The sequence below is a fragment of the Algoriphagus sp. genome (assembly GCF_024642405.1).
Lineage (GTDB): Bacteria > Bacteroidota > Bacteroidia > Cytophagales > Cyclobacteriaceae > Algoriphagus.
On the sequence record NZ_JAHEBC010000029.1, the window covers coordinates 1 to 24,923 of the forward strand.

The 24,923-nt window shown below is 35.5% G+C and carries 21 protein-coding genes and 1 pseudogene; 9 read left to right on the forward strand and 13 right to left on the reverse strand.

Annotated elements, in window-relative coordinates; genetic code table 11:
* The 5 genes and pseudogenes from Q0L68_RS04070 to Q0L68_RS04090 form a co-directional block, all read left to right on the forward strand.
* Nucleotides 1-835, forward strand: a pseudogene (locus tag Q0L68_RS04070) (DNA primase); the annotation flags it as partial.
* A gap of 83 nt (nucleotides 836-918) precedes the next feature.
* Entirely contained in the window at nucleotides 919-2,130 is a 1,212-nt protein-coding gene (locus Q0L68_RS04075; protein WP_296699701.1) for a bifunctional 3,4-dihydroxy-2-butanone-4-phosphate synthase/GTP cyclohydrolase II, read from the forward strand.
* Nucleotides 2,131-2,212: 82 nt separating this feature from the next.
* On the forward strand, nucleotides 2,213-2,851 hold the full coding sequence (locus tag Q0L68_RS04080; RefSeq protein WP_296699704.1) for a hypothetical protein: 639 nt from the start codon (nucleotides 2,213-2,215) through the stop codon (nucleotides 2,849-2,851).
* Nucleotides 2,851-3,630 carry a 5'/3'-nucleotidase SurE gene (surE, locus tag Q0L68_RS04085; protein WP_296699706.1) on the forward strand — a complete coding sequence of 260 codons (780 nt, stop codon included), beginning with the start codon at nucleotides 2,851-2,853 and terminating at the stop codon, nucleotides 3,628-3,630. The genes Q0L68_RS04080 and surE overlap by 1 nt, the downstream gene beginning before the upstream one ends.
* A 146-nt stretch (nucleotides 3,631-3,776) precedes the next feature.
* Nucleotides 3,777-5,762 carry a tetratricopeptide repeat-containing sensor histidine kinase gene (locus Q0L68_RS04090; protein ID WP_296699708.1) on the forward strand — a complete coding sequence of 662 codons (1,986 nt, stop codon included), beginning with the start codon at nucleotides 3,777-3,779 and terminating at the stop codon, nucleotides 5,760-5,762.
* Here the strand turns inward: Q0L68_RS04090 and Q0L68_RS04095 are convergent.
* The 3 genes from Q0L68_RS04095 to Q0L68_RS04105 all read right to left on the reverse strand — a co-directional run bounded on the left by Q0L68_RS04095 (nucleotide 5,712) and on the right by Q0L68_RS04105 (nucleotide 10,428).
* A complete protein-coding gene (locus Q0L68_RS04095) occupies nucleotides 5,712-6,584 on the reverse strand; it encodes an ABC transporter substrate-binding protein (protein WP_296699712.1) in 873 nt (290 codons plus the stop codon). The two genes, Q0L68_RS04090 and Q0L68_RS04095, sit on opposite strands and share 51 nt — an antisense overlap.
* Before the next feature lie 62 nt (nucleotides 6,585-6,646).
* Nucleotides 6,647-7,966: an MFS transporter gene (locus tag Q0L68_RS04100; protein ID WP_296699715.1), complete on the reverse strand. Its 1,320-nt coding sequence runs from the start codon at nucleotides 7,964-7,966 to the stop codon at nucleotides 6,647-6,649.
* A 35-nt stretch (nucleotides 7,967-8,001) separates the two neighbouring features.
* On the reverse strand, nucleotides 8,002-10,428 hold the full coding sequence (locus tag Q0L68_RS04105; protein WP_296699718.1) for a glycoside hydrolase family 31 protein: 2,427 nt from the start codon (nucleotides 10,426-10,428) through the stop codon (nucleotides 8,002-8,004).
* Nucleotides 10,429-10,794: 366 nt separating this feature from the next.
* On the opposite strand from Q0L68_RS04105, the gene Q0L68_RS04110 reads away from it, so the two are divergent.
* The 3 genes from Q0L68_RS04110 (at nucleotide 10,795) to Q0L68_RS04120 (ending at nucleotide 13,716) form a co-directional block, all read left to right on the forward strand.
* Nucleotides 10,795-11,022 carry a T9SS type A sorting domain-containing protein gene (locus Q0L68_RS04110; protein ID WP_296699758.1) on the forward strand — a complete coding sequence of 76 codons (228 nt, stop codon included), beginning with the start codon at nucleotides 10,795-10,797 and terminating at the stop codon, nucleotides 11,020-11,022.
* A gap of 17 nt (nucleotides 11,023-11,039) precedes the next feature.
* Entirely contained in the window at nucleotides 11,040-12,101 is a 1,062-nt protein-coding gene (gene fbaA, locus Q0L68_RS04115) for a class II fructose-bisphosphate aldolase (protein WP_296699721.1), read from the forward strand.
* A 94-nt stretch (nucleotides 12,102-12,195) separates the two neighbouring features.
* Complete coding sequence (locus Q0L68_RS04120) at nucleotides 12,196-13,716, forward strand: alpha-amylase family glycosyl hydrolase (protein ID WP_296699724.1); 1,521 nt, start codon at nucleotides 12,196-12,198, stop codon at nucleotides 13,714-13,716.
* Nucleotides 13,717-13,745: 29 nt separating this feature from the next.
* On the opposite strand, the gene pfkA is transcribed toward Q0L68_RS04120, so the two are convergent.
* The 3 genes from pfkA to Q0L68_RS04135 all read right to left on the reverse strand — a co-directional run bounded on the left by pfkA (nucleotide 13,746) and on the right by Q0L68_RS04135 (nucleotide 17,276).
* On the reverse strand, nucleotides 13,746-14,732 hold the full coding sequence (pfkA, locus tag Q0L68_RS04125; protein WP_296699728.1) for a 6-phosphofructokinase: 987 nt from the start codon (nucleotides 14,730-14,732) through the stop codon (nucleotides 13,746-13,748).
* A gap of 10 nt (nucleotides 14,733-14,742) precedes the next feature.
* Nucleotides 14,743-15,105 (reverse strand): methylglyoxal synthase, encoded by a 363-nt coding sequence (locus tag Q0L68_RS04130; RefSeq protein ID WP_296699731.1) that lies wholly within the window; start codon nucleotides 15,103-15,105, stop codon nucleotides 14,743-14,745.
* 98 nt (nucleotides 15,106-15,203) lie between these two features.
* The gene (locus Q0L68_RS04135) at nucleotides 15,204-17,276 is read right to left on the reverse strand and encodes a S9 family peptidase (RefSeq protein ID WP_296699734.1); all 2,073 of its coding nucleotides are present in this window, start codon (nucleotides 17,274-17,276) and stop codon (nucleotides 15,204-15,206) included.
* 185 nt (nucleotides 17,277-17,461) lie between these two features.
* Here Q0L68_RS04135 and mscL point away from each other — a divergent pair, with 185 nt between their 5' ends.
* On the forward strand, nucleotides 17,462-17,884 hold the full coding sequence (gene mscL / locus Q0L68_RS04140; RefSeq protein ID WP_296699738.1) for a large-conductance mechanosensitive channel protein MscL: 423 nt from the start codon (nucleotides 17,462-17,464) through the stop codon (nucleotides 17,882-17,884).
* Between the two features lie 55 nt (nucleotides 17,885-17,939).
* On the opposite strand, the gene Q0L68_RS04145 is transcribed toward mscL, so the two are convergent.
* The 7 genes from Q0L68_RS04145 to Q0L68_RS04175 all read right to left on the reverse strand — a co-directional run bounded on the left by Q0L68_RS04145 (nucleotide 17,940) and on the right by Q0L68_RS04175 (nucleotide 24,815).
* The gene (locus Q0L68_RS04145; RefSeq protein ID WP_296699741.1) at nucleotides 17,940-18,374 is read right to left on the reverse strand and encodes a hypothetical protein; all 435 of its coding nucleotides are present in this window, start codon (nucleotides 18,372-18,374) and stop codon (nucleotides 17,940-17,942) included.
* 3 nt (nucleotides 18,375-18,377) lie between these two features.
* On the reverse strand, nucleotides 18,378-18,734 hold the full coding sequence (locus Q0L68_RS04150; RefSeq protein WP_296699745.1) for a hypothetical protein: 357 nt from the start codon (nucleotides 18,732-18,734) through the stop codon (nucleotides 18,378-18,380).
* Nucleotides 18,735-18,767: 33 nt separating this feature from the next.
* Nucleotides 18,768-19,316 (reverse strand): sigma-70 family RNA polymerase sigma factor, encoded by a 549-nt coding sequence (locus Q0L68_RS04155; protein WP_296699747.1) that lies wholly within the window; start codon nucleotides 19,314-19,316, stop codon nucleotides 18,768-18,770.
* 127 nt (nucleotides 19,317-19,443) lie between these two features.
* Nucleotides 19,444-20,370, reverse strand: a complete 927-nt coding sequence (locus tag Q0L68_RS04160) for a universal stress protein (RefSeq protein ID WP_296699748.1) — start codon at nucleotides 20,368-20,370, stop codon at nucleotides 19,444-19,446.
* A gap of 438 nt (nucleotides 20,371-20,808) precedes the next feature.
* A complete protein-coding gene (locus Q0L68_RS04165; protein ID WP_296699751.1) occupies nucleotides 20,809-22,284 on the reverse strand; it encodes a polysaccharide biosynthesis C-terminal domain-containing protein in 1,476 nt (491 codons plus the stop codon).
* A gap of 170 nt (nucleotides 22,285-22,454) precedes the next feature.
* Nucleotides 22,455-24,581, reverse strand: a complete 2,127-nt coding sequence (gene feoB / locus Q0L68_RS04170; RefSeq protein ID WP_296699753.1) for a ferrous iron transport protein B — start codon at nucleotides 24,579-24,581, stop codon at nucleotides 22,455-22,457.
* 6 nt (nucleotides 24,582-24,587) lie between these two features.
* Entirely contained in the window at nucleotides 24,588-24,815 is a 228-nt protein-coding gene (locus Q0L68_RS04175) for a FeoA family protein (protein ID WP_296699756.1), read from the reverse strand.
* Between the last annotated feature and the right edge of the window lie 108 nt (nucleotides 24,816-24,923).

Consider the following 24,923-nt stretch of genomic DNA (forward strand, 5'->3'; position numbering starts at 1 on the left):
AGACTTTATAGGTTTCAAGATTGGGCTTTTTAAAGAAGAGTTTTCAAAAAATCCGATTCGAAAAGCTGAAGTTATTCGAGAGGTTATCCAATCTATTGGAAAGATTCCCGATCCAATCATTCGGTCTGTTTATGCGAAAGAAGCAGGCTCATTATTAGAAGTAGAGGAGGATATTATCCATACCGAGCTGAACAAATCTTTGATTAAAACTCAAAGAGATCATTATAATAAACAGCAGGAAAATTTTGAACAGGAGGCTGGATTTGAAGAATTTCTTCCTACCGAAGACAAAATATCCTTTTCTGATATTTTAAAAGTTCAAGAAAGGGAAATGATTAGGCTCCTGATGAATTATGGATGGGAAATGCTGGATCAGGAAGATTTACATCTTTGCGATTATTTACTTTCGGAAACTGAAGAACTTAAGTTTGAAACTCCAGTTTATGAAAAAATATTACTCACCTACAGGCAAATACTGAGAAGGGGTGAAGTTCCAACTGTAGAATTTTTTATAAGACAAAAGGATGAGGAAATGAGACAGGAAATTATCGACTTGGTTACTCCAAGACATGAAGTTTCCACTCACTGGCATGAAAAATTCCAGATATTCATCAATACTGAAGCAGATAATCTCTCTATAACGGGCTTTAAAAGTATATTAAGGTTAAAACGAAGAGTTGTTCAAAAGATGATGGAGGAAGCCAAGCAAAAAATTAAATCTGCAGAAAGTGAAAAAGAAATCGATTCTAAAATTGAGGAATTACAAATGATTTACTTTGAGTTAAAGAAAGTACAGTTAGAAATTGATAAAGAACTTGGGATAGTAATTGGATAAACCAAACTTTCTTTGGTCTCAAAGTGTTTTGTAAGGAAACCGTGTAAATTTGCAATTCTAAAAAGAATTCAACCCCAAATCCTGTGGAAAATTATCAGTTAGATACCATTGAAGATGCTATAGAAGCAATAAAGAATGGCGAAGTGATCATCGTGGTAGATGATGAGGACAGAGAAAATGAAGGTGACTTCATTTGTGCTGCTGAAATGATTACTCCTGAAATTGTAAATTTCATGGCAACGCATGGAAGAGGTTTGATATGTGCTCCTCTAATCGAGGATCGTTGCGATCAACTAGGTTTGGATATGATGGTAGGGCAGAATACAGCTGTATATGAAACGCCATTTACTGTCTCTGTGGATCTGATTGGACATGGTTGTACGACTGGAATATCAGCTTCTGACAGAGCTAAAACAATTAAGGCTTTGGTTGATGACAGTATTGATCCAAGTGAATTAGGAAAGCCAGGACACATTTTTCCCTTAAAAGCTAAGCGTGGAGGTGTATTAAGAAGAGCTGGTCATACGGAGGCAGCTATTGATTTTTCAAGATTGGCCGGATTATCTCCGGCAGGAGTTTTGGTAGAAATCATGAATGAGGATGGTACTATGGCGAGGTTGAATGACCTTTTTAAAGTAGCTGAAAAATTCAATCTGAAACTTGTTTCAATTAAGGATTTGATCGCATACAGATTGAAGAATGAATCATTGATCAAAAGAGAGATTGGTGTTGAAATGCCTACTGAATTCGGTGATTTTGACTTAATAGCATTCAAACAGACTAACACGGATGAAATCCATATGGCACTGATCAAGGGCACTTGGTCCCCAGAAGAATCAATTTTGGTAAGAGTTCATTCTTCATGTGTAACAGGAGATATATTCGGCTCTTGTAGATGTGATTGTGGCCCTCAATTACATGCAGCTATGGATATGGTGGAGAAAGAAGGGAAAGGAGTGGTTTTGTATATGAATCAAGAAGGGAGAGGTATTGGCCTTCTCAATAAATTGAAAGCCTATAAGCTTCAAGATCAAGGGATGGATACTATTCAGGCAAACTTGGCTTTGGGTTTGCCTATGGATAGCAGAGATTATGGAGTTGGTGCCCAGATTCTTCGTGATTTAGGGGTTAGCAAAATCAAATTAATATCAAACAATCCGCAAAAACGGGTAGGTTTAATTGGCTACGGTCTTGAGATAGTAGAACAAGTGCCCATAGAAATCAAACCTAATCCTCATAATGAGCGATATCTTCAAACAAAAAGAGACAAGATGGGCCACAATATTTTGAAGTAAAATGTTGTTAAATTAATTATTGATAAGAAAGTAATTCTAACTTGGGATACGGATTTACGTTAAATAAGACATGACGAAAACCATGAAAAAAGCAATATTCACTTTAAGCTTAATTTTCTTGGGCCTTGTTTCAGTCTGGGCACAGGAACAATTCCCATCTCAGATTTGGCATAAAGGAAATATCTATGGGAGTGATGGTCAAAATTTTTCTGGATTAATAAAGTATGATCTGGAAAATAATTTGGTTCAGCTTAAAAGTGAAAGTATCATTACCTTTACCGCATCAAATGTTTCTAATTTTGAAATTTATGATGAAATCTTCGGTGGTGTTAGAACGTTTTACAGTCTACCGTTTAGTTTAAATGGTGATTATGAAACACCTATCTTTTTTGAAGTTTTAACACAAGGGAATGATATTGCGCTACTTTGTAGAGAATATATTGCCACAGATTCAAGAAGTATGGGGTCTTATGGAGCTATGGGAATGAATCCATTTTGGGGTCCCCAAACTATGATAGGTTACCGTTTAGCTTTTAATTATTTCTTTTTTAAAGATGGAAAAATCCAAAAATATAGTCTAAAGAAAAAAGACTTATTTGATTATTTGACGGGTCATGATCAGGAAATAGATTTGTTTATGAGAAAAAACAGATTGGAGCATGACAAACGGGGTGATCTATTAAGAATCACCGCCTATTATAACGAATTGAACAAAAACTAATGCCCAAACCACTTATTCTCGTTTCAAATGATGACGGGATCACTTCAAAAGGAATTAGGATTCTAGTTTCTGCAATGAAAAAATTGGGAGAAGTTGTGGTAGTTGCGCCAGACAGTCCTCAATCTGGAATGGGCCATGCCATTACGATAGGAGAAACATTAAGGCTATCTGAAGAAGATATTTTTGAAGATGTCAAAGCTTTCAAATCAAGTGGTACACCTGCTGATTGCGTAAAATTAGCCAAACACCATGTTTTAAAAGATAGGACGCCAGACTTGGTAGTCAGTGGTATAAATCATGGATCCAATACTTCGATTTCAGTTTTATATTCAGGAACTATGTCTGCTGCCATAGAAGGAGCTCTTGAGGGATTGCCTTCAATAGGTTTTTCTTTGTGCGATTACTCATCTCATGCTGATTTTTCCCATGTAGAAGAATGGGTTGAGAAAATAGCAAAACAAGTTTTAGAAAATGGGATTGCAAAAGGAATTGCATTAAACGTAAACTTTCCTCCAAAAAGAAACGAATCTATAAAGGGAATAAAAATTTGTCGTCAGGCTGAAGCGAAATGGCAGGAGGAATTTGATGAAAGAATGGACCCCAATGGTAGGAAATACTTTTGGATGGCGGGTAATTTTGTGAATTTCGATAAGGGGGAAGACAATGATGAATGGGCTATTGCAAATAATTATATTTCGATTGTCCCTTGTCAATATGATTTAACTGCTCATCATGCAATCAGTCAAATAAATAAAGATTGGGATTGGGATAATTTGTAAATTGAATAATAAAATCTCAAATTTTTTATTTAGGTCATTTATTAATTCGGGTTTTTAGACAGTTAAATAACTATTTCATAAACTGGATTTAGTTTTTTTTCGTCTTTAAAATATTTTGTCGTTTTTTGGAATTGAAAATTTTTGGTGTGAAAAGAATTAGACACATACTGGTTGTATTTTTAATTTTCTCATGGTTCCATGAGTCAAAATCTCAGTCCGTAGAAAACGTGGACAGTCTTAAATCTGCACTATCTGATGCAGAAGGGCCAAATCGAATCGATATTTTAAATTTATTGGCTACTAATTTAAGAGAGTCCGAGCAAGAATTAGCCTTGAGTTATGCTTTACAGGCTGAATTGCTTGCACATTCACTTCAAGATATAGCCGGAGAAAGTTTAGCAAAAGAAAATATCGGTTGGATTTTCTATAGAAGGGGGAAATGGTTAAAGTCCTTCGAATATACTGCGGATGCTTATGAACTTGCTATCCAGTCAAAAGATAATATTGTTGCTGCTAGGCTTTTGAATAGTATGGGGGCACTTTATTATGAACAGAATAATTTCGCTTTAGCCATTGAGCATTTCAAAAAAGCCTATGCTTTTAGTAAGGAAGAAGGGGATCTTTACACTGAGATTAGAAGTTTGAATAATGTGGCATTCAATTTCAGTCAAATGAAAGAATATGATTCAGCTCTTTATTATGCCAATTATTCAATCCAATTGAACAAAAAATCAGGTTCTCCTTACTTAACAGCTTTTGCAAACAGGGTCGTAGGGGATGTGTATTTTAATCGAGGTCAATATGACAGTGCTGCTATCATATTCCAATCCTCTTTAGAGGACTCTAGGACCCAAAAAGTAAAGAGTACAGAAGCTAGCGTAATTCATAGATTAGGTGCCACTTATTTAAAACTAGGAAAACTAGATGAAGCAGAGAAGATCCTAAAAGAAGGAGTTAAAGTATCTGAAGAGAATAAATTTCTTGATGAGCTCGCAAAAAGCCATAAGTATTTGTCCCAAGTCTACGAAGCAAAAGGGGATCTAATAAATGCCTTTGATCAACAAAAAACATATTTGATTTTAAATGATTCTTTAGTTGATAAAGGAAATACAGATAGGATAGCTCTTCTTCAAGGGATGTTTCAAGAAAACTTAGATAAGTCTGAATTGGATCTTTTGAAGGCACAAAATGAAAATCAAGCCCAAAGGATAAAATTGAATCGACGAAACAATTGGATATTAGGAATAGCAATCGTATTGATCCTAAGTCTCCTAGTATGGCTTTATTTTTTAAATAGGAATATTAAAAGATACAATAAATACCTTCTTCAGCAGAAGGCTTTGATTAAAGATCAGAATAAGGAGTTTGAGGCTAAATCAATTCAATTAACAAAAATAAATGAAACTAAAAACAAACTGTTTTCGATCTTAGGACATGATTTGAAAGGCCCAGTTGGCCAAGTGAAGTCTGTAGTAGACTTATTGGTGAAAGGCATGCTTTCCAGAGACGAATTTGACCAATTAGTCAAAATCTTAAATAAAGATATTGATACGGTTTATTTTACCTTAAACAATACTTTGAAATGGTCAATGTCTCAAATGGAAGGGTTTAGGATAAAAAAGAATACTTTAAACCTTTCAAAAATTGTTGATTCTACGATTACTCTTATTGATTCCCAATTGATTGAGAAGAATATTTCTATTTTGAATAGTATGCCTGAAAAGGTCAAAGTCTATGCAGATTCAGATTTGATGGAGGTTGTAATCAGGAATATTTTGAATAATGCAGTAAAGTTTTCAAAGAGAAATGAAAAAATTGAGATTTCAGTATCCAATCAAAATCATTTCGTAAAATGGTGTGTTTTAGATCATGGAATTGGAATGACCAAAGATCAGATCAAGGAGATATTGGGAATCGATTATGCCATAACAAATTCACAACAAGGAACAGATATGGAAAAAGGGTCAGGGCTAGGACTTCAGCTTTGTAAAGAATTTATTCGAATGAACGGAGGAGAGATTTTCATTGAAAGTACGATAGGAAAAGGCACTAAAATTTGCGTAACAATTCCCGAAAAAGATTTAACTGATGAGGTGAATACCCTCAGAAATAAGGAATTCTTCCAATCTTAGTTCACTTTTTAAAATACCCAAGTCGACCATTTCATTCATTGCTTTTTTTAGGCCAGAAACAGATATTTCTCCATTTACTGCCCATTGGGTTTGAGCCAGCCAGAGTTTTACATCTTCTAGTTTTAAGTTATAATGAGTAGAGATTTCTTCGGCTGTAGAATTGGAAGTCTGAAGATTTTGCGATTCCTGATATACCAAATCACGTAACTCTAAAATTAGCTCTTCGAATCTATTTAGAGCTTTTTGTGAAGCAACCATTACGAAACATGGCCAGGGACTTGGTACCTCTCCAATTCTTTTGAATTCTCCTGAATCAACCCAAGGCTTCGTAGTGAATTTTTCCCAAAGAAAAAGTTCGGATTTATCAGCTGTCATTTTCCCAAGTGCTCCTTGAAGATTACCAACTATTTCAAAATTTAAATTGGCTTTGTTCCAATTTTCTCTTTTTGCAAGAACATAGGACATCAATTGAGAACCAGATCCGATTCTACTTACTAGGAACAAGGGTTTTTTAATTTGAGAAATGCTATTAATTAAGCTTTTACCATATATGTGGATTCCCCAAACCAAGGGTGAAAGTACTTGAAAACCGATCATTTTGGATGGCGATCCATTTTCGAAATCCTGAAGAAAACTTTCTGTCAATATCAAAGCTATATCTGTTTCGTCATTCCGAATAGCCAGATTCATTTGACCAGATCCCCTAGATTCTTCAATCCACTCTAATTTTAAACCCCGTGAAATAAAGGGTTGTTTAGCTATGACCTTTTTCCAAGGAAGATTAAAATGCTCTGGTACTCCAGTGACGCGAAGTGTTTTCATTTTACAAAAATGATCAAAAGAATATAAAATGATAGCCACTTTTTAAAGTGATCAATAAAACATTAATCATGTGTAACACTTTTATCCTTTATCATAAGGTTGCTTAACCCAGCTAAAATCAATAATAAGCCAGCAAGAAGCATGGTATTAATCACATCTTCTCCAAAAATCGCCTTATAAAGAAAATTCACTCCTCCCAAAGCCGCTACAATTTGTGGAATAACTATAAACATGTTGAAGATACCCATGAAAACTCCCATTTTCTTTGGATCAACAGAACTCGATAGCATTGCATAAGGCATTGATAAAATACTGGCCCAAGCTATCCCCACCAGAGTAAAGCTTAGATGAAGCATCCAAGGCTCACTAATAAAATAAATTGAGATAAAACCAAACCCACCTGCTACTAAACTGAAAAGGTGGAGAAGCTTTCGGTTGATCTTATATTTACTCGTAAAAAAAGCCAGAATCAAAGCATAAATCATGGAGACAAGCCCATAAGTCCCTAAATAGTTTCCGACATTATCCGCAGCATTATTGTATGCCGCACTGCTCGTATCAGTCACTCTAAAGACATGCTCTGTTATAGCCGGTGTTGCAAAACTCCACATCGTGAAGAATGCAAACCATGAAAAAAATTGGACTACGCCTAACTGCTTCATTACTTTTGGCATGCCAGAAATATTGGAAAAGATTTCTTTTGAGCCTTGAAGAAATCCTTTGTTTTTCTCCGATTTGAATTTATCCAAATCTTCCGGCGGATATTCATCAGTAGTAAGAATGGTGTATAAAATCGAACAGAATAATACCAAGGCACCTACAGCAAAAGCATATTTTACAGAGTCAGGAATTACCCCAGGTGCAGCAGTATTTGGTACTCCGATTTTAGTCATAATCCAAGGCAAGTTGGAGGCTACCCAAGTCCCTATCCCAATAATTAATGTTTGGACTACAAAACCGTAAGATCTTTGAGAATAAGGAAGTTTATCTGCAACCAATGCCCTGAACGGCTCCATACTAATATTTATGGAAGCATCTAAGATCCATAGTGCACCTGCAGCCATCCAAAGAGCCGAAGAATAGGGGGCTAAAAATAAAGCGATGGTACTTAATACTGCCCCAATAAAGAAGAATGGTTTTCTTCTTCCAAATCTTGGTGACCAAGTATGATCACTTAAATAGCCAACTATTGGCTGCACCAAAAGACCAGTAAGGGGAGCAGCTATCCACAAAAAGGGGATCGTATCCTTGTCGGCTCCCAGTGTTTGAAAGATTCTAGACATGAACCCTCCTTGAAGTGCAAAACCAAATTGGATTCCTAAAAATCCAAAACTCATATTCCAGATTTGCCAGAAACTTAATTCTTTTTTTATAAGGGTCATTTGGGGTTATTAGTAAATATACCTTCTTGTTAATTTCAATTTAAATCACTGATAATTATCTCCTTGTTTGTGTATTCTATTTCTAAATAGGGTAATAATTCTAACTCAAAAAATGGATGTTCCGATTCTGGAAGTGGATCAAATTCTGTGAGTTTATTCAAGAAAGAGAAATTCTCATAATTCAGCTTTTTGGTTGATCCGTTTAATTTAACTTCTTGGTTATCAAAACCATGAAAGTAAATTTTGACTTTTGAATATTCACTTTCGTAATTTCCTTCAGCATGATTGATAATGAATTCTTGTTTATTGGAATTAAAATTCAAAAGTCTCTCATGAAATTCGCCGTTTTTAAAATCCCAAGATAATCCGTCATCTTCATAATGGTTAAATTTTCCATCAGCTCCCGCATATAAATGAACTCTAAGTATACCATCGTTCTTTTGACCAGTATTTGAACCTTCAGATTGCATGGTAAAAATGCTTCCAGCCTTCACATATACAGGTAAATAACTCAATGGGCAATCCTGGAAAATTATTTGATTTCCGTTAAAAAATTTATCTGAATACAAATAATACCAATTTCCTTGAGGTAAATAAACTTTGGTGATTTCCTTATGACTTTCCACTGGCGCAATCAAAAAAGTATCGCAAAAGATATATTCGTTTTGAAATGCTGATTGATAGATTTTTGGATCGTTACTATAATCAATCGCCAAACTTGCCGATAAGGGTAGACCACTTTCCGAAGACTCTTTAAATTTGCAATAGATAGTTGGGATCAGTTGATACCTCAAATTTATGTAGTTTCTTGATATCTCTTCAACTTCCTCCCCAAATGCCCAAGGCTCCGCATCTTTACTGTTTATCATGGAATGAGCTCTAAAAAATGGGGCAAATGCACCAATACTCATCCATCTCGCGAAAAGACCTTTGCTTGCTTCTCCTGCAAAACCTCCAACATCATAACCCGCAAAAGAAACGCCAGTCAATCCTAAACTATTAACTAATCGAATACCTGCGAGCATATGTTCATCACTTGCTTGGTTATCCCCTGTCCAAGCTGCAGCGTAGCGCTGAATTCCTGCAAAGCCTGACCTTGTTAATACAAAAGGCCTTTCTTTAGGATTCTGCAATATTGAACCTTCTTGAGTCGCCCTTGCCATTTGCATCCCATAGATGTTCCTTGATTTTCGGTGAGAGGATGGACTTCCATCCATATCAAACTCTATTAAATTAGGAGTAAATTGGCCCCAAGATGCTGGTTCATTCATATCTGTCCAGAATCCGTCAACACCCGCTTCAGTATAAAATTCCATTTTCTCAGCCCACCACTTTCTGGTTTCTGGTTTTGTGAAATCAGGGAACCCACACCATCCCGGCCATACCTGAGCTATGTAATTCTGACCATCTGGGTACTTTACGAACAAACCGTTTTGTTGGCTTTCGTCATAAGGAATGTAGCCTTCTTCTTTTTTAATACCTGGGTCTAAAATCACGACTACCCGAAACCCCAATTGCTTGAGCTTTGATATCATACTTTTTGGATCAGGAAAATTCACGCCATCAAAAGTGAAGACCTTGTATTTTTCCATATGGTGGATATCCAAATAGATAACATCCGCGGGGATATTTTTATCCCGAAAAGTATTAGCCAGACTTACTACTTCTTTGTCTGGATAATATGAATATCTGCACTGTTGAAATCCCAAGGCCCATTTTGGAGGCATTTTCATTCTCCCTGTCAAAGAGGTATAAGTAGAAATTATTTCAGAAACCGAGGACTCATGAATAAAATAATAATCCATATCTCCATCTTCAGCGCTGAAATACATAAATCGATCCGTGGATGCACCAAAATTAAAAATTGATTTATGTGTATTGTCAAAATAAATCCCGTAAGCCCCTTGATCATGGACGCCGATGTAAAAAGGAAAACTCATATACAAAGGATCATCTTCGACTCCGTATCCAAAATAATCAGTATTCCAATTGACATAGGTTTTTCCAGATCTATTTAGGTTACCTGTTTTTTCTCCTAAGCCTATAAATTTTTCGTTTTTTTGAACTTGCTTATAACAAGTTACTTCCGAACCAATCCATGAAGTCCCAAAAGTGTCATCTGCGTTAATTAATTTATCATTTAGGTCGAAAAAAGAAATATTGAAATTTTTAAGATTCAACTTCAATTTAATCTTTGAAGTCGTTAGTTCAATATTCCCGAATTTTTCCTCTAAGGAATATTCTGTCTTTTCAGGATTGGAACAAATAGAATATAAATTGGGATCAAAACTATCAAAAGGGCTTGCTTGAATCCTTATAACTCCAGATTGAAAAACAGTCACTTGAAAATTCCCGGATTCTGTTTTTCCTAAAAACCCTGATGTAGTTTCTTTCCAAGAACTTACGGATCCCATCGCTTTGAATCGGGCAGAGTTGTTTGCGTTTTTTTGGATTTCTGTCATGAATTTTGCCTCCTAAAATAGGGAGGAGAAATGCTAAAATAGGAACGAAATTGAATAGTTGAAATCGAACTCAATCAATAGATTACAACTTATTAACTGCTTTTTGAATAAGTTGACGTCTTAATTGAAAAAGAAGGCCTATTTAAACGCTTGCAACAAAAAATAAAAAAAATAAATTTTTTATTCATTGAAGTCTTTAAGACGATTTTCTAGGGATTAACTCAGTTTTTAAGATGATGGGTGAGTTAATTTGATCAGGCTCTATTTTCTTTTCAATCATATCTAAAAGCAATTCGGTTGCTTTTTTTCCAATAATGAAACCTGGTTGAAAAAACTTAAGAAACTATACTTTTTGAGGATTTAAAAATCTATCCTGTTCACACGGAAGGACAAGTGAAAATAAGATTTCCTTTTGAAATGTCAGGGGCAAAATATCGAATTATTGATATGACTGGTAGAGTTTTAATGGAAGGAGTTTCTCAATCCGGGCAAGAAATTTTAGAATTAGATGTAAGGGATTTTCAGGCAGGGATTTATATCTTTGAAGCATTCGATACAAAAAGAGCGCTGTTTAAGCGTTTCATTAAGAATTAATCAAATCTAATTTACCTATGAAATTTAAACCTGGAGTAAAATACGGTGAGGAGCTTAGAGATCTCTATGCTTACGCAAAAGAGAATGAGTTTGCGATGCCTGCAGTCAATGTCATCAATACAAATTCTGTAAATGCTGTGATGGAAACAGCAAAAAAAGTAAACTCCCCAGTAATCATTCAATTTTCTAATGGTGGGGCTCAATTTTTCGCAGGAAAGTCCTTGGCTAATGATAAACAACAAGCAAGTATAGCTGGTGGGATTTCTGGTGCACATCACGTTCATTTGATGGCTGAAGCTTATGGTGTGCCGGTAATTTTACATACTGATCATGCTGCCAAGAAGTTATTGCCTTGGATAGATGGCCTTTTAGAGGCTGGTAAAGCATATTATGCAACTCATAAGAAGCCTTTATATAGTTCACATATGCTTGATCTCTCAGAAGAACCTCTTGAGGAAAATGTGGAGATTTCATGTCAGTATTTCAAGGAATTTGAAAAATTGGATATGGCTATTGAAATAGAACTGGGGGTAACTGGAGGAGAAGAAGATGGAGTAGATAATACTGATATAGACTCCTCTAAACTTTATACCCAGCCTGAGGAAGTAGCCTATGCGTATGAACACCTGAAAAAAATTGGTGATTTATTCACAGTCGCAGCCGCTTTTGGGAATGTTCATGGGGTGTATAAACCAGGAAACGTTAGTTTGAAACCTATAATTCTTAAGAATTCCCAGGATTTCATTAACAAAAAGTACGGATCAACTGGCAAGCCATTGAATTTTGTGTTTCATGGTGGTTCGGGTTCAACTGTTGAAGAAATCAGAGAAGCCAATAGCTACGGTTCTATCAAAATGAATATCGATACAGATATGCAATGGGCATTCTGGGAAGGTATTTTAAATAATTATAAAAAGAATGAGGCATATCTTCAGACTCAATTGGGAAATCCTGATGGAGCAGATAGTCCAAACAAGAAGTATTACGATCCAAGAAATTGGTTACGTAAAGGCGAGGAAAACTTCGTTAAAAGACTTGAGTTGGCTTTCGATATGCTAAATGCTGTTAATAGAAATTAATTCTAGCAAACTCAAAAAAAGTCACTTTGATCAAAAGTGACTTTTTACTTTTACTCTAATTCAAATGTTAAAACTCAAAAAAATCTCCCTACTCATGGGATTAGCTATCGTATCATCATGTGATCAAAAGCCATCTAATTTGGAAAAAAATTATTGGCCAAAAGCTGGTGTTACTTATGAGATTTTCGTCCAATCATTTTATGATTCAGATGGAGATGGAATAGGAGATTTAAATGGGGTCACAGAAAAATTAGATTATGTTTCAGAGTTGGGCGCCAATGCAATATGGTTTATGCCCATTATGCCTTCTCCGAGCTACCACAAATATGATGTGACTGATTATAAAGCTATCCATCCAGACTATGGAACGATGGATGATTTTAAAAAGCTTTTAGATGAGGCTCATCAAAGGGATATAAAAATTATCATTGATTTGATTATTAACCACAGTAGTAGCGAGCATCCCTGGTTTAAAGAATCTAAAAAGGGGAGGGATAATCCTTATCGGGATTATTATGTTTGGGCGCAAAAGGACACCATAGCGGATTTTATAGAGAAGAAAGTAATTACGCTAGATTCGGATAATATTACCCAATGGCATGACCCTGGGATAGGGGAAGACTTTTATTATGGTTTTTTTATTGGCGGAATGCCAGATTTGAATTTTGATAACCCTAAACTAAGGCAAGAAATCTATGATATAGGGAGATTTTGGTTGGAAGAGATTGGAGTAGATGGATTTAGGCTTGATGCTGCTAAGCATATTTATCCAGATGATAGGGCTGAAGATAATCATGAATTTTGGAAAGATTTTAGAGCTGAAATGACCAAAATTAAACCCGATGTCTATTTGGTTGGAGAAGTTTATGATAAAAAAGAAGTGGTAGCTCCATTTCTTCCGGGTTTACCCGCTTTATTCAATTTCGACTTTCACTATACCTTAATTGAATCTCTCAATAAGCAAGATGGGATGTTATTAGTGAATAAGGAAAAAGCAGTTTTAGATTATTATAACAGCATTACTCCTGACTTTATTGATGCCACTATTTCATCCAATCATGATCAACCTAGACTTTTGAATGAATTAAATTCTGACTCTGAAAAATACAAACAAGCCATAGCTATTCTGATGAGTATGCCTGGCGCACCATATATTTATTATGGTGAGGAAATCGGAATGCTTGGATTAAAGCCTGATGAACAAATAAGAGAACCATTTCTTTGGGATGTCCAATCAAAAGATAAAGGAAGAGCGACCTGGATTAAACCGGTTTATTCTACAGACAAAACCGTTACTCCTTTAGCACTTCAACAAAAAGACCCCACTAGTTATTTCAATCATTACAAGCAAGTGATTCATCTAAGAAATTCCAGTCCTGCTTTGGCAATTGGTACTTTGGAGTTAGCTAAAGAATCTTATCCTAAGGCCATCATGGCATATCAAAGAAATTCAAATCAACAGGAATTGTTTATAATCCATAACATTGGAGATTCTAATGTTGAAATAGATTTACCTTCAGGTTTTGAAAAATCTTACTACCAACTAGGTGATGTAGATCTTTCGAAGGATAAAGTGAGCTTAGGGAAAAATTCTTCTATTTTCTTGGAAAAATAATTAAGGGCTCGTTGGAGCCCTTTTTTTAATTAGGTTGATAAGATCTTGGCAATTCTGAAATCTTCTTCATCTACTGATTTATCATCAATAATTGCTTTTTTGATTGGGGTATAAACTACTTTATTGTTTATTAACCCTGCCATCACATCATATTTGCCTTGAAGCAGACCTTCCACAGCAGCCACACCAAGTTTTGAAGCTAACAACCTATCAAATGAGGAAGGAGCTCCTCCTCTTTGTAAATGTCCCAGAATGGTGACTTTGATGTCGTAAGAAGGAAGGAATTTTTTAACCTTTTCAGCAATTTCTCCTGCTCCACCACTTTTTCCACCTTCTGCTACAATCACAATATTGGAGGATTTTTTTGCCTTGGATCGGATTTTTAATTTATCTACCAACTGATCAATTGGCATCTTCTTTTCAGGGATTAAAATTGCCGCAGCAGCGCTTCCAATTCCTGCGTTTATTGCGATAAATCCCGCATCTCTTCCCATAACTTCCACGAAAAATAATCTGTCATGGGAAGTAGCTGTATCTCTAATTTTATCGATTGCCTCAATCGCAGTGTTACAAGCCGTATCAAATCCAATAGTAGAGTCAGTTCCAGACAAATCATTGTCTATTGTACCAGGCAATCCAATCGATGGGATGCCAAATTCTTGAAAGAATAAGTGCGCACCTGTTAAGGAACCGTCTCCTCCAATTACTACCAGTGCATCTATTCCATGTGCTTTTATATTTTCATAAGCTTTACTCCTTCCTTCGGGAGTTCTAAATTCTGCACTTCTTGCCGACTTTAAGAAGGTACCACCTCTTTCTAAAACATGGGTGATATTTTTGGAATCGAGTTTCTTGATATCATTTTGGATGAGTCCTTCATAACCACGGTAAATACCATACATTTCCAAATTATAATAAAACCCAGCTCTTACTGCGGCTCTTATAGCGGCGTTCATTCCAGGAGAATCTCCTCCTGAGGTTAACACACCAATTTTTTTTATAGTCTTAGGTTCCATTTAAGGTTTATTATAGGCTTTTGAACATTAATTCTGCAGAAGCAGGATTTGTGGCTAATGGAATATTATGAACGTCACAGATTCTCATCAACATTTGTACGTCAGGCTCATGAGGGTGTTTATCCAAAGGGTCTCTAAAGAATATTACCATATCAAGTTCCTTTTGGGCAGCCATAGCAGCAATTTGAGCATCTCCCCCTAAAGGTCCCGATAATAATTTTTCTACTTCAAAACCAGATTTTTCAATATGTGAGCCTGTAGTACCTGTGGCTACGAGATTTACATCCGCTTTTTCGAGGATTTCCCGGAACCTGCTTAAAAAATGCACCATGTCGGCTTTCTTTCCATCATGGGCAATGAGAGCAATTTTCATGTATAGGATATAATAGGTTTGAAGCCAAAGTTAGAAAAAAATCCTTTTTTATAGCTTTGGATAAATTAATTAAACGTGAATTTATATAATAGGGCTGTTTACTTTTGAAATTCTTTTTTTTGAATTTTAGGAACGATTTTTTCAAGATGAAATAAAAATGTGTACTCCATTGCCAATTCTTTAAGAGCATTAAATCTTCCTGAAGCTCCTCCGTGTCCAGCCTCCATATTAGTGTGAAGAAGTAAAAGGTTCTGATCAGTTTTTAATTCTCGAAGCTTAGCTACCCACTTCGTTGGTTCCCAATATTGAACTTGACTGTCATGTAACCCGGAAGTTACCAACAAATTTGGGTATGCTTTTTCCTCAATATTATCATAAGGAGAATAAGAAAGCATGTATTCGTAAAACTCTTTATCTTTTGGATTACCCCACTCCTGAAATTCTCCTGTCGTCAAAGGGATACTTTCATCCAGCATAGTAGAAACTACATCTACAAATGGTACACTTGAAATTATTCCATTGAAAAGATCAGGTCTCATATTCATGACGGCTCCCATTAATAGGCCTCCAGCACTTCCGCCCATTGCATACAAATGAGGAGTAGAGGTGTATTTTTCGTCAATCAGATGTTCAGCACAAGCTATAAAATCAGAAAAAGTGTTTTTCTTTTTTAGCATTTTACCATCCTCGTACCAATGTCTTCCCAAGTCTTCACCTCCTCTAATATGTGCTATCGCAAATACAAAACCTCTATCTAATAGGCTCAATCGACTAGAGGAGAAATATGCTTCCATGCTAAATCCGTAAGATCCATATGCATATAAAAGGAGGGGGTTTTTGCCATCCGGGTTAAATAGTTCTTCCTTGTAAACCAAAGAAATTGGTACCATCACTCCATCCTTTGCTTTAGCCCAAACTCTCGCAGATTGGTAAAGATTTTGATCGTAGCCACCAACCACCTCCTGCTGTTTAAGAAGTATTTTTGTCTTTAAAGACATATGGTAATCAAATATGCTGGAAGGAGAAACTAGGGAGTTGTATCCAAACCTTAAAATTTCAGTGTTAAATTCAGGGTTTGTGCTTATCCATGCTGTATAAGTCTCATCATCAAATTCCAATTGATGCCCCTCAGAACCGTCCCAAGGTTTAATTAATATTTGAACCAATCCATTACTTCTTTCTTGAGTGACTAAGTAACTTGAGAATAAATCAAAATCTTCAAGTAAAACACTTTCTCTATGAGGGATTACATCTTCCCAATTATTTTTAGAAGGGGAGGAGATTGGTGCCTTTACGACTTTGAAGTTTTGGGCATTTTCGTTTGTGCGAATCCAAAAATATTTCCCATAATGATCTGCTGCATATTCTAAATAGGGGATTCGCTTTTGGAGAAGTTGAAATTCGGCCTCAGGCTTATCTGATTTTAAGAACCTGATTTCTGAAGAAATGGTGCTTTCAGAATGAATGAATAGATATTCTTCTGATTTAGTGCTTACCACATGACAAGAGAATTCTTCATCTGATTCTTCAAAAACCAACTCATCATTTTCGATTGAAGACCCCAGTATATGTTTGTAGATTCTGTTTGACCTAAGCGTTTCTGGATCTTGCTTGGAATAAAAAATGGTCTTATTGTCTGAAGCCCAAGCTAAGTTTCCAGTTACATTTGGGATAGACTCCGATAATATTTGGCCAGATACCAAGTCTTTAAAATAGATTGTGTAAATTCTTCTGCCGACTTCGTCAGCTGCAAAAGCCAATAGATTCTGATTTGGTGAGCTGGAGGTTCCTCCAACCTGAAAATAACTTTTTCCTTCTGCCAATATATTGACATTCAATATAATCTCCTCAGGATTATCCAATGAATCCTTTTTACGGCAATAAATAGGATATTCAGCTCCCTTTTCATACCGTGCATACCAGAAAAAGCCAGATTTAAAATATGGTACGCTTTGATCATCTTCCTTGATTCTACCTTTTATTTCTTCAAAAAGAAAAGACTGAAATTCCTCAGTATGTTTTAATTGATCTTTGAGATAAGCGTTCTCTTGATTTAAATAATTAATTACTTCAGGGTTTTCCCTTTCTCGCATCCAGAAATAATTGTCAATACGTTTATGTCCGTGTATTTCTAAAACTTTTGGCTTTTTTACTGCTATAGGTGGTTTCATATCTCGAATTTCAATGCTGCAATGTTAATTAAAAATTTTGGCGGAAGGTTCCCTAATTTTCTAAAGAAATAGAATGTAAGGCCAACTAATAATGAGAAAAAATGGAGAGTATTTTTCTTAACTCTTGTTTGTGAAAGAAATTATTGAAATATTCAAATTAATTATCAACCACTAACCTTTTCTATATGGGAATGCTTAAAGAATTTAAAGAATTTGCTATCAAAGGCAATGTCGTCGACCTTGCTGTCGCAGTAATCATTGGTGGGGCATTTGGAAAGATTGTTTCTTCCTTTGTCAATGACATAGTTATGCCTCCAATCGGAATATTGTTAGGTGGGATGGACTTTAAGAAATTAGCAGTTGTTTTAAAAGAAGCAGTTGTGGATGATGCTGGTGAAGTTGTTACAGCTGCCGTGACTTTGAATTATGGTTCATTTATACAAAATGTGGTTGATTTTACTATCATAGCTTTTGTAATCTTTCTTGCTGTTAAAACTATTAATAACATGAAAAAGAAAGAAGAAGCTGCTCCTGCTCCACCACCAGCACCGCCTAAATCCGAAGTTCTTCTAGAAGAAATTAGAGATCTTTTGAAAAAGGAAAAATAAAAAAAACTGGCTTTTGATGCGCCCCCAATAAGTTATAAATTTATTGGGGGCATTTTTATGGAAGATCTTTTCTTTCCCTTTGATAGATATGCCTAGCAAAATCCCGGGATAATCCATTGAGAAGGAATATCTGATTGTATGAAATGACTTTTGAAACTTTATCCACAAATGACTTTTCTTCAATTATGAGCTTTTGCTGAATTTCGAATTTTTTAGCAATCCTCACTCTTGCTTCTTCTTCGGATAATTGTTGATCTCTCCGATTATTTAATTCTGCCATTTCGCGTATCATAATCTCTCTACTATCACTAAATTCATTGTAAATGGGCCAAAATTTTTCAGCTTGACTTGAATTTAGATCTAAGCGTGTCGTTATGTAGGCTACTTTTGCTGCCTTTAACTTTTCGGGATCATATCTTTCTCCACCTCTCTGAGCATAGACTGCTCCAAGAATAAGGGTGAATATTATGGAAAGGATGTATTTTTTCATTTCTTAAAACCAGATTTCTTCTTGTTCAATATTGCCATCTTCTATAAATGGGTTTTCATCCTGAATAATTTCATTTAAAATTTCTTCAGGGTTATCTGACATGCTTAGTACATCTTCTGCAGACCAATATTGACTGTCGATGTAAAGGTCAATTTGCTGATCCATCATTAGTTCTTCTGATGTGGAATCGAAATTGTTTAGTTGCCAAATTCCAATCCCTAGGAACACGATGATAGAAGCAACCCATTTAATCCAAGGATAACTTTGTTTTCTATGGATTTTATAAATGATCTGCTCAGGTAACTTTTCGAAGTAACCCTCAGGTGACTTCAGATCTTTTATTTTCGGTATTTTATTCATGCTATAGGTTAGACTGATTTTTAGTACAATGGTTTATTCCTCTAAAATGCTATGTTGAATTTTTTTAACTGCATGATGAAAGCTTGCTTTTAAAGCCCCTACGCTAGTTCCTGTGATTTCAGAGATTTGTTCATAACTTAAATCTTCCTGATTTTTTAACTGAAATACGAGTCTCTGTTTTTCAGGAAGCAAGAGTAGAGCCTTTTGTAATTTTAGTTGAATTTGATCTCCGTCAAAATGTCCTGGTTGACTCAGATAGGACTCAAGTTTCTCTTGATAATCATCAATAGAAAAGAAAAAACGCTTCTTCCTCTTTTCTAAAAATGAGAGAGTTTCATTGGTGGCTATTCTATAAAGCCAGGTGAATAAACTTGACTGCTCTTGAAATTTGTCTATATGGTGATAGGCTTTGATAAACGTGTTTTGGGTTAAATCGTCAGCATCTTCATGAATCAAAACCATTCTTCTAATAACATGGTATACTTTTTTCTGATAAGTTTGGATTAATTGCCGGAAACCCATTTCCCTGCTAACGGGATTTTTGATTAAATGTAAAATTTCCTGATCCCTATTATTCATCATTAAGTTTTAGACTAAAAAAAACCGTTGAGGTTTAGTTCAGAGAAAAAAATCAATTTAAACATAAAAAAACCTTCAGTTTAGATTTATTTTTTGGAAAACAGAAGGTTTAAACCTAGAAGAAAAGAATTTAGATTTCTAAAATATAATCGAGAATACCTGCGTTTTTCCCTTTTGGTCTCGTTACTAGCAGCGGTAAGCTATCATTATATTGGATTAACCTTTCGGCCATACTACCAATAAATAATGCCGTAGCTGCTGTTCTTCCTTTTGCTCCAATTATGATTCCGTCAGCTCCAATTTCTACAGCTTTTGAAACAATCTCTTCTACGGGATCGTCATCATCATCTTTTGTATAGATTGGTGTGATTTTAATTCCTTTTGTGTCTATTTTCCTGATGAATTTTTTATAATTAATTTCAGCATGAAGCTGCATTATCTGCGTAAATTCTTCATAGGTTTTTCCGGTAAAATGATAGCCAGAGGGAACTGAAAAGACATTTTGACAAACGATTTCTAAATTATTTTTACCATGCTTTTCAGCAATCATAATAGCTTCTTCCAAAGCATCTTTTGAATATTCAGAAAAATCGCTCGGTACTAGGAGTTTTGTCAATTTGGGAGTTGTGCCTTCTGGAACAATCAACAAGGAGCAACTTGCTCTTCTCGCCAATCTTAAAGAAGCCACTCCGGTACCAGATAGCTTAACTTTCCTCCCAATTAAAATCATATCAGCTGATTTTTCCTCAGAAAGCTTTAAAATTTTCTTGGATAAAGACCCTTCTTTTACGACAAAGCTAAATGAAATACCTTTTGTGTTTTTAAAGTTTTCCTTGACAATAGCTTCCATGGATTCCTTTCTTTCATTGATCATATTTTCAACGAGATTTGGGAATTCCTCTAATACCTCTTTTGGTACAGTTAAATTTTTTATGACGTTAACAAAATATATTTTTTTAGTCTGATTGACTTTTGCAATAAATTCTGCGTATTGGACTAGGGTTTGATCCAGTGGGCTTTGATCAAGACAGACTATCAGCTTTTTAATCAGGTACATAATGCTTCAAAGGGTTTGAGAATGCAAATTTAATTGGATTCAAAAGAATATTCAGAGAATTAATAAAATAATATTTTGAATATTTTAATTTTTCTTATTTTAAAAGGTTTTTAGGTGTGTTTTGAGATCAATGATTTTTTGAATTTTTGTTATTTAAAATTGGAAAAATATTGAGGAAAAAAAATACCATTCGTCAATTGTTTCTGAATAAAATCAGATTCATTTCAACCTCCCCATAATTTAACCGTATATTTGTCAAGGTCCGGGTCGTCGACATGTTCAAACTTCACAATTAACAAAATCACCGAGTGAAGCCCTCTCCAAAAACAGGCCTCATCCCGCATCTGCGGGACCTCGTCTCGAAAGAGTCAGGATAACAGTGGAAGTTTGCGGTTTCAAGGCAGCTCAAATCTTGTCTACTAGGAGGTTTGTAACACTCTAAGATCCGGACTTTTTTAGTTTGTTTTTCACCCATTCCCATTCTTCGTTTCCTACATTTAGCAATCTTGACCAAAACCAATAAAATCCAAGAATCCATAAACTCGTTATAATTATATTGGGAATTGGAGAAAGGGTAAATGAACCCACTAAAGTAGGGCTAAAAGACAGGGAACCCACAAAAAGTATTTTTAAAGTTTCTTTTGAAAAAGGATCAAACCCTAATTTGATTTTTAGAAATAGGTATTTTACCAGATTAAATAAAAACATCACTGCCACTGAAGCCATAGCTGCTCCCTCTATTCCATAAATTGGTATTAATAGGTAATTCAAGCCAATTATTAATACACTCATTCCGATTGTAGCAATAAGATTAAATCGGAAATGCTTTGAAAATACCAAGATCTCACTGTTTACAGAGAAGACTACATCAAACAGTTTTCCTAATCCAATAAGGATAACCACAAGCTTGCCCGCTTCATAGATTTCCCGATTAGGAATGAAGAAATACAGGGAATCTAGATTTGCCCAGATCCCAATAAATAAAAGTAAACAGACATAGAGTTGACGATTAGAAACCTGTATGTATAATTTATTGATTTCCGCGTAATTATTTTTTGCAAAGTGCTCGGCTATCACCGGCATTACAACTTGAGAAATTGCTCTTCTGGGCAATTCAATCACCATTGCCATACTAAAAGCAATGGTGTAAATGGCATTTGCTTCAAGACTGATCATGGAACTAACCATAATGCTGTCTATTTTCATAATTAAAGTCGAAGCCGCTGTAGCCAAAAAAGTAATTAGACTAAACTGTATAAAAGAAGTCCGGAAACCCTTTGGAAAGGTATTCCAACGGAAATCTAATTTCAAAACACCCAACCAAAACAAATAAATCAAAACCCCCATCAAAGCAAAACCATATACTATCACCAAACCATTCATCACTTGGGAGAAAGAGATCCATTTTAACAAGTAGGATCCTACTAGAATACCAGTGAGTAAGCGTAAAAATACTTCTCGAATTAAAGTAGGGACAGCTATTTTTAAAAAGGAGCGACTATAAGCATCTAAAATACTACTTAGAAGAGCGAATAAGGTGATCAATAAAACTATCCCAAAAAAGTCAATTACTTCCGGTGAATTAACTACAAATAAATCAATGATTTCAGTCTTGAAGCCTAAGAATATTGCGCTGACTACAGCAAAACCAGCAAGTGAAAGGACTATACCATAACTCAGGAAAGCTGATTGGTTGGATTTAATTTGAGGGAAAAAGCGTGTGATTCCATGCCCAACTCCTAATTGTGCGAAGGGGACAAAAAGTAACCCTAAATCCTGTATCGTTCTGAAAGTTCCTAATTGAGATGCATCTAATGCATAAGGATAAAGCCAAAGGACATTGACATACCCTATGACAACACCTAAGTAAGAAAAAATGGTGGTTTGAATACTCTGGTTGGCTACTTTGCCCATGAATTTAAAAGTATCAAAAAATCTTAGAATTAAGGCTAAGAAACCTAATGATTAGTTTTTTGCACACTTATCGCAACCTGGCTCAGTCTTGGTTTTTCCAAAGAATTTTTTACCCAAGAAAGCTAATGCTGCTAAAACGATAAGTCCAACTAAAATGCCTTGTACCATAATCAAGAAAATATATTATAAGTCAAAAGAGCAGCAAAGTAAGCTAATGCAGTCATGTATACCGTTTGAATTAACGGCCATTTCCATCCTTTTGTTTCTCTGTAAACAACTGCAACTGTACTCATACATTGCATCGCAAATACATAAAATACCATTAAAGAAAATGCGGTAGCTTTATTGAAAACCTTTTCACCGGTTGTCGGATTGACTTGCTGATCTAGCTTTTGTCTAATAGTCAATTCGTCTTCCACATCAGCTCCTATACTATATATTGTCGCAATCGTAGAAACAAAGACCTCCCTTGCGGCAAAGGAAGTGATCAATGCTATTCCTATTTTCCAGTCATAACCAAGTGGCTTGATAACAGGCTCAATTCCTCTTCCCATAATTCCTATGAAAGAGTTTTCTAAGAGCAGTGATGATGTTTCTGCCTGAATAGACTCATATTGATCTTCTGTGGCTCGAGCTAACTTTTCTTCACCAGCTTGTCTTATCTCATCCATTCTTGAAGGAGGTCCATAACTTGCCAAAACCCATAATACGACTGAAATGGCAAGGATTACTTTACCTGCTTCCATTACAAAAGTCTTGGATTTATTGTACATGGTTAATACAACATCTTTCCATCTTGGGGTTCTATAGGTAGGCAATTCTACCATCAAAAAGCTTTTTTCTTCTGATTTAAGAATGAATTTCAAAAGTAAAGCAGTAAATAAAACTCCCAATATACCTAGAACATAGAGTCCCAGTAGAGTAATTGCTTGGAGGTTTACAAACCCAAAATTTTCATTTGGAACAACTAAACCAATCAGGATCACATAAACGGGAAGCCTTGCAGAACAACTCATTAGTGGAGTTACAAGAATCGTTATGATTTTCTCTTTCCAGTTGCCAATATTTCGAGCAGCCATAACTCCTGGAATAGCACATGCAACACCTGAAACCAATGGTACAATACTTTTCCCATGGAGGCCAAAAGGCCGCATCCATCTGTCCATAAGAAAAACAACGCGCGACATGTATCCGGTATCTTCCAAAATGGCAAGGAATCCGAATAAAAGAGCGATTTGAGGGATGAAAATTACTACTCCACCAACCCCAGGAACAATTCCTTCTGAAATCAAGCTTGTTAATGGTCCAGGGGGTAGAATATCATTAACCCAGCCACTTATTTCTGCAAATAAGCCGTCAATAAGATCCATTGGAACGGAGGCCCAAGTGAAAATCGTTTGAAAAATCAGTAGTAGGATTCCTATAAAAATCACATAGCCCCAAACAGGGTGAAGGAAAACATTATCTAAAACAGAAGCGGATTTTTTTACTTCTTTTTTGACCACACAAGATTCTACTAAAGAGGTGATTTTTCTATACCTCAAGGTGGTTTCTTCTAGTTGTGCACTTTCTAAATCAAAGTTTTGAGAGGTGATAAGAGTTTGAATCCACAGTCTATCTTCAGGATTAATAGATCTATCTTTGGGACCAAAACGCAGCATTTGATAAGCTCTGTAATCATTCCTAAGTCCGAATTTTTCTCTAATTGGCTTTATTAAACTTTGTGGAATAACCTCTGAAATGTCTAAATAAGATGATTCTACACTGAAATTCTTTTCATGAATAAGTGATTTTATCTGCTCTAATCCCTTGATCCCTCTGGCGTCCGTGCTTAAGATAGGAACACCAAGAGATTTATAAATTTCATAGTTCCGGATTTCAATATTTTTCTTTGCTGCTAAATCAGCCATATTTAAAATTATGGCTAGCCTAATCCCTAAATCGATAAGTTGAGTTGCTAAAAATAATCCTCTAGAAAGTTGACAAGAGTCAATGACCATCAATACAAAATCAGGTCTTTTTTCCTTGTCAATATGGTTTAATACTCGATGGGCAATGATTTCATCTTCAGAATTTGGATAAAGACTGTAAGTGCCCGGTAGGTCTAAAATCTCAAAAGTTTCTCCTTCAAAATTCATCCACCCGGTCTTTTTATCGACCGTAACCCCAGGATAATTTCCGATTTTTTGATTCAAACCAGTTAGTTGATTGAAAATCGTAGATTTTCCAACGTTCGGATTACCGATTAGGGCTATTTTTGGCGTTCGAATGGTAGATCGAATGGTAGACTCTGACATGAAAGTTTATAGCAATTGAACCTCAATCAAGGCAGCTTCAGATTTTCTGAGAGCCAAAAGGGTTTCATCCATCAAGAAAGCCATTGGACCTCCCATTGGGGCAGCATGATTTAGGGTGATGGTTTTTCCAGGTAAAAATCCTAGTTCCATCAAATTGATTTTGAGTGGTGAAGAGATGATCTCCCTTATTATGGCAGATCTCGAAGCGGTCATTGTATCAGCAGTAATATGCATAGGTCTATTTGGGTAATATCCCATACGGCAAAAATAGAACTATTTGGAATGAATCTAAAGAAAAATAAACAAGATTTTTATCAGTTTTTTAAAAGATGGGATTATTTG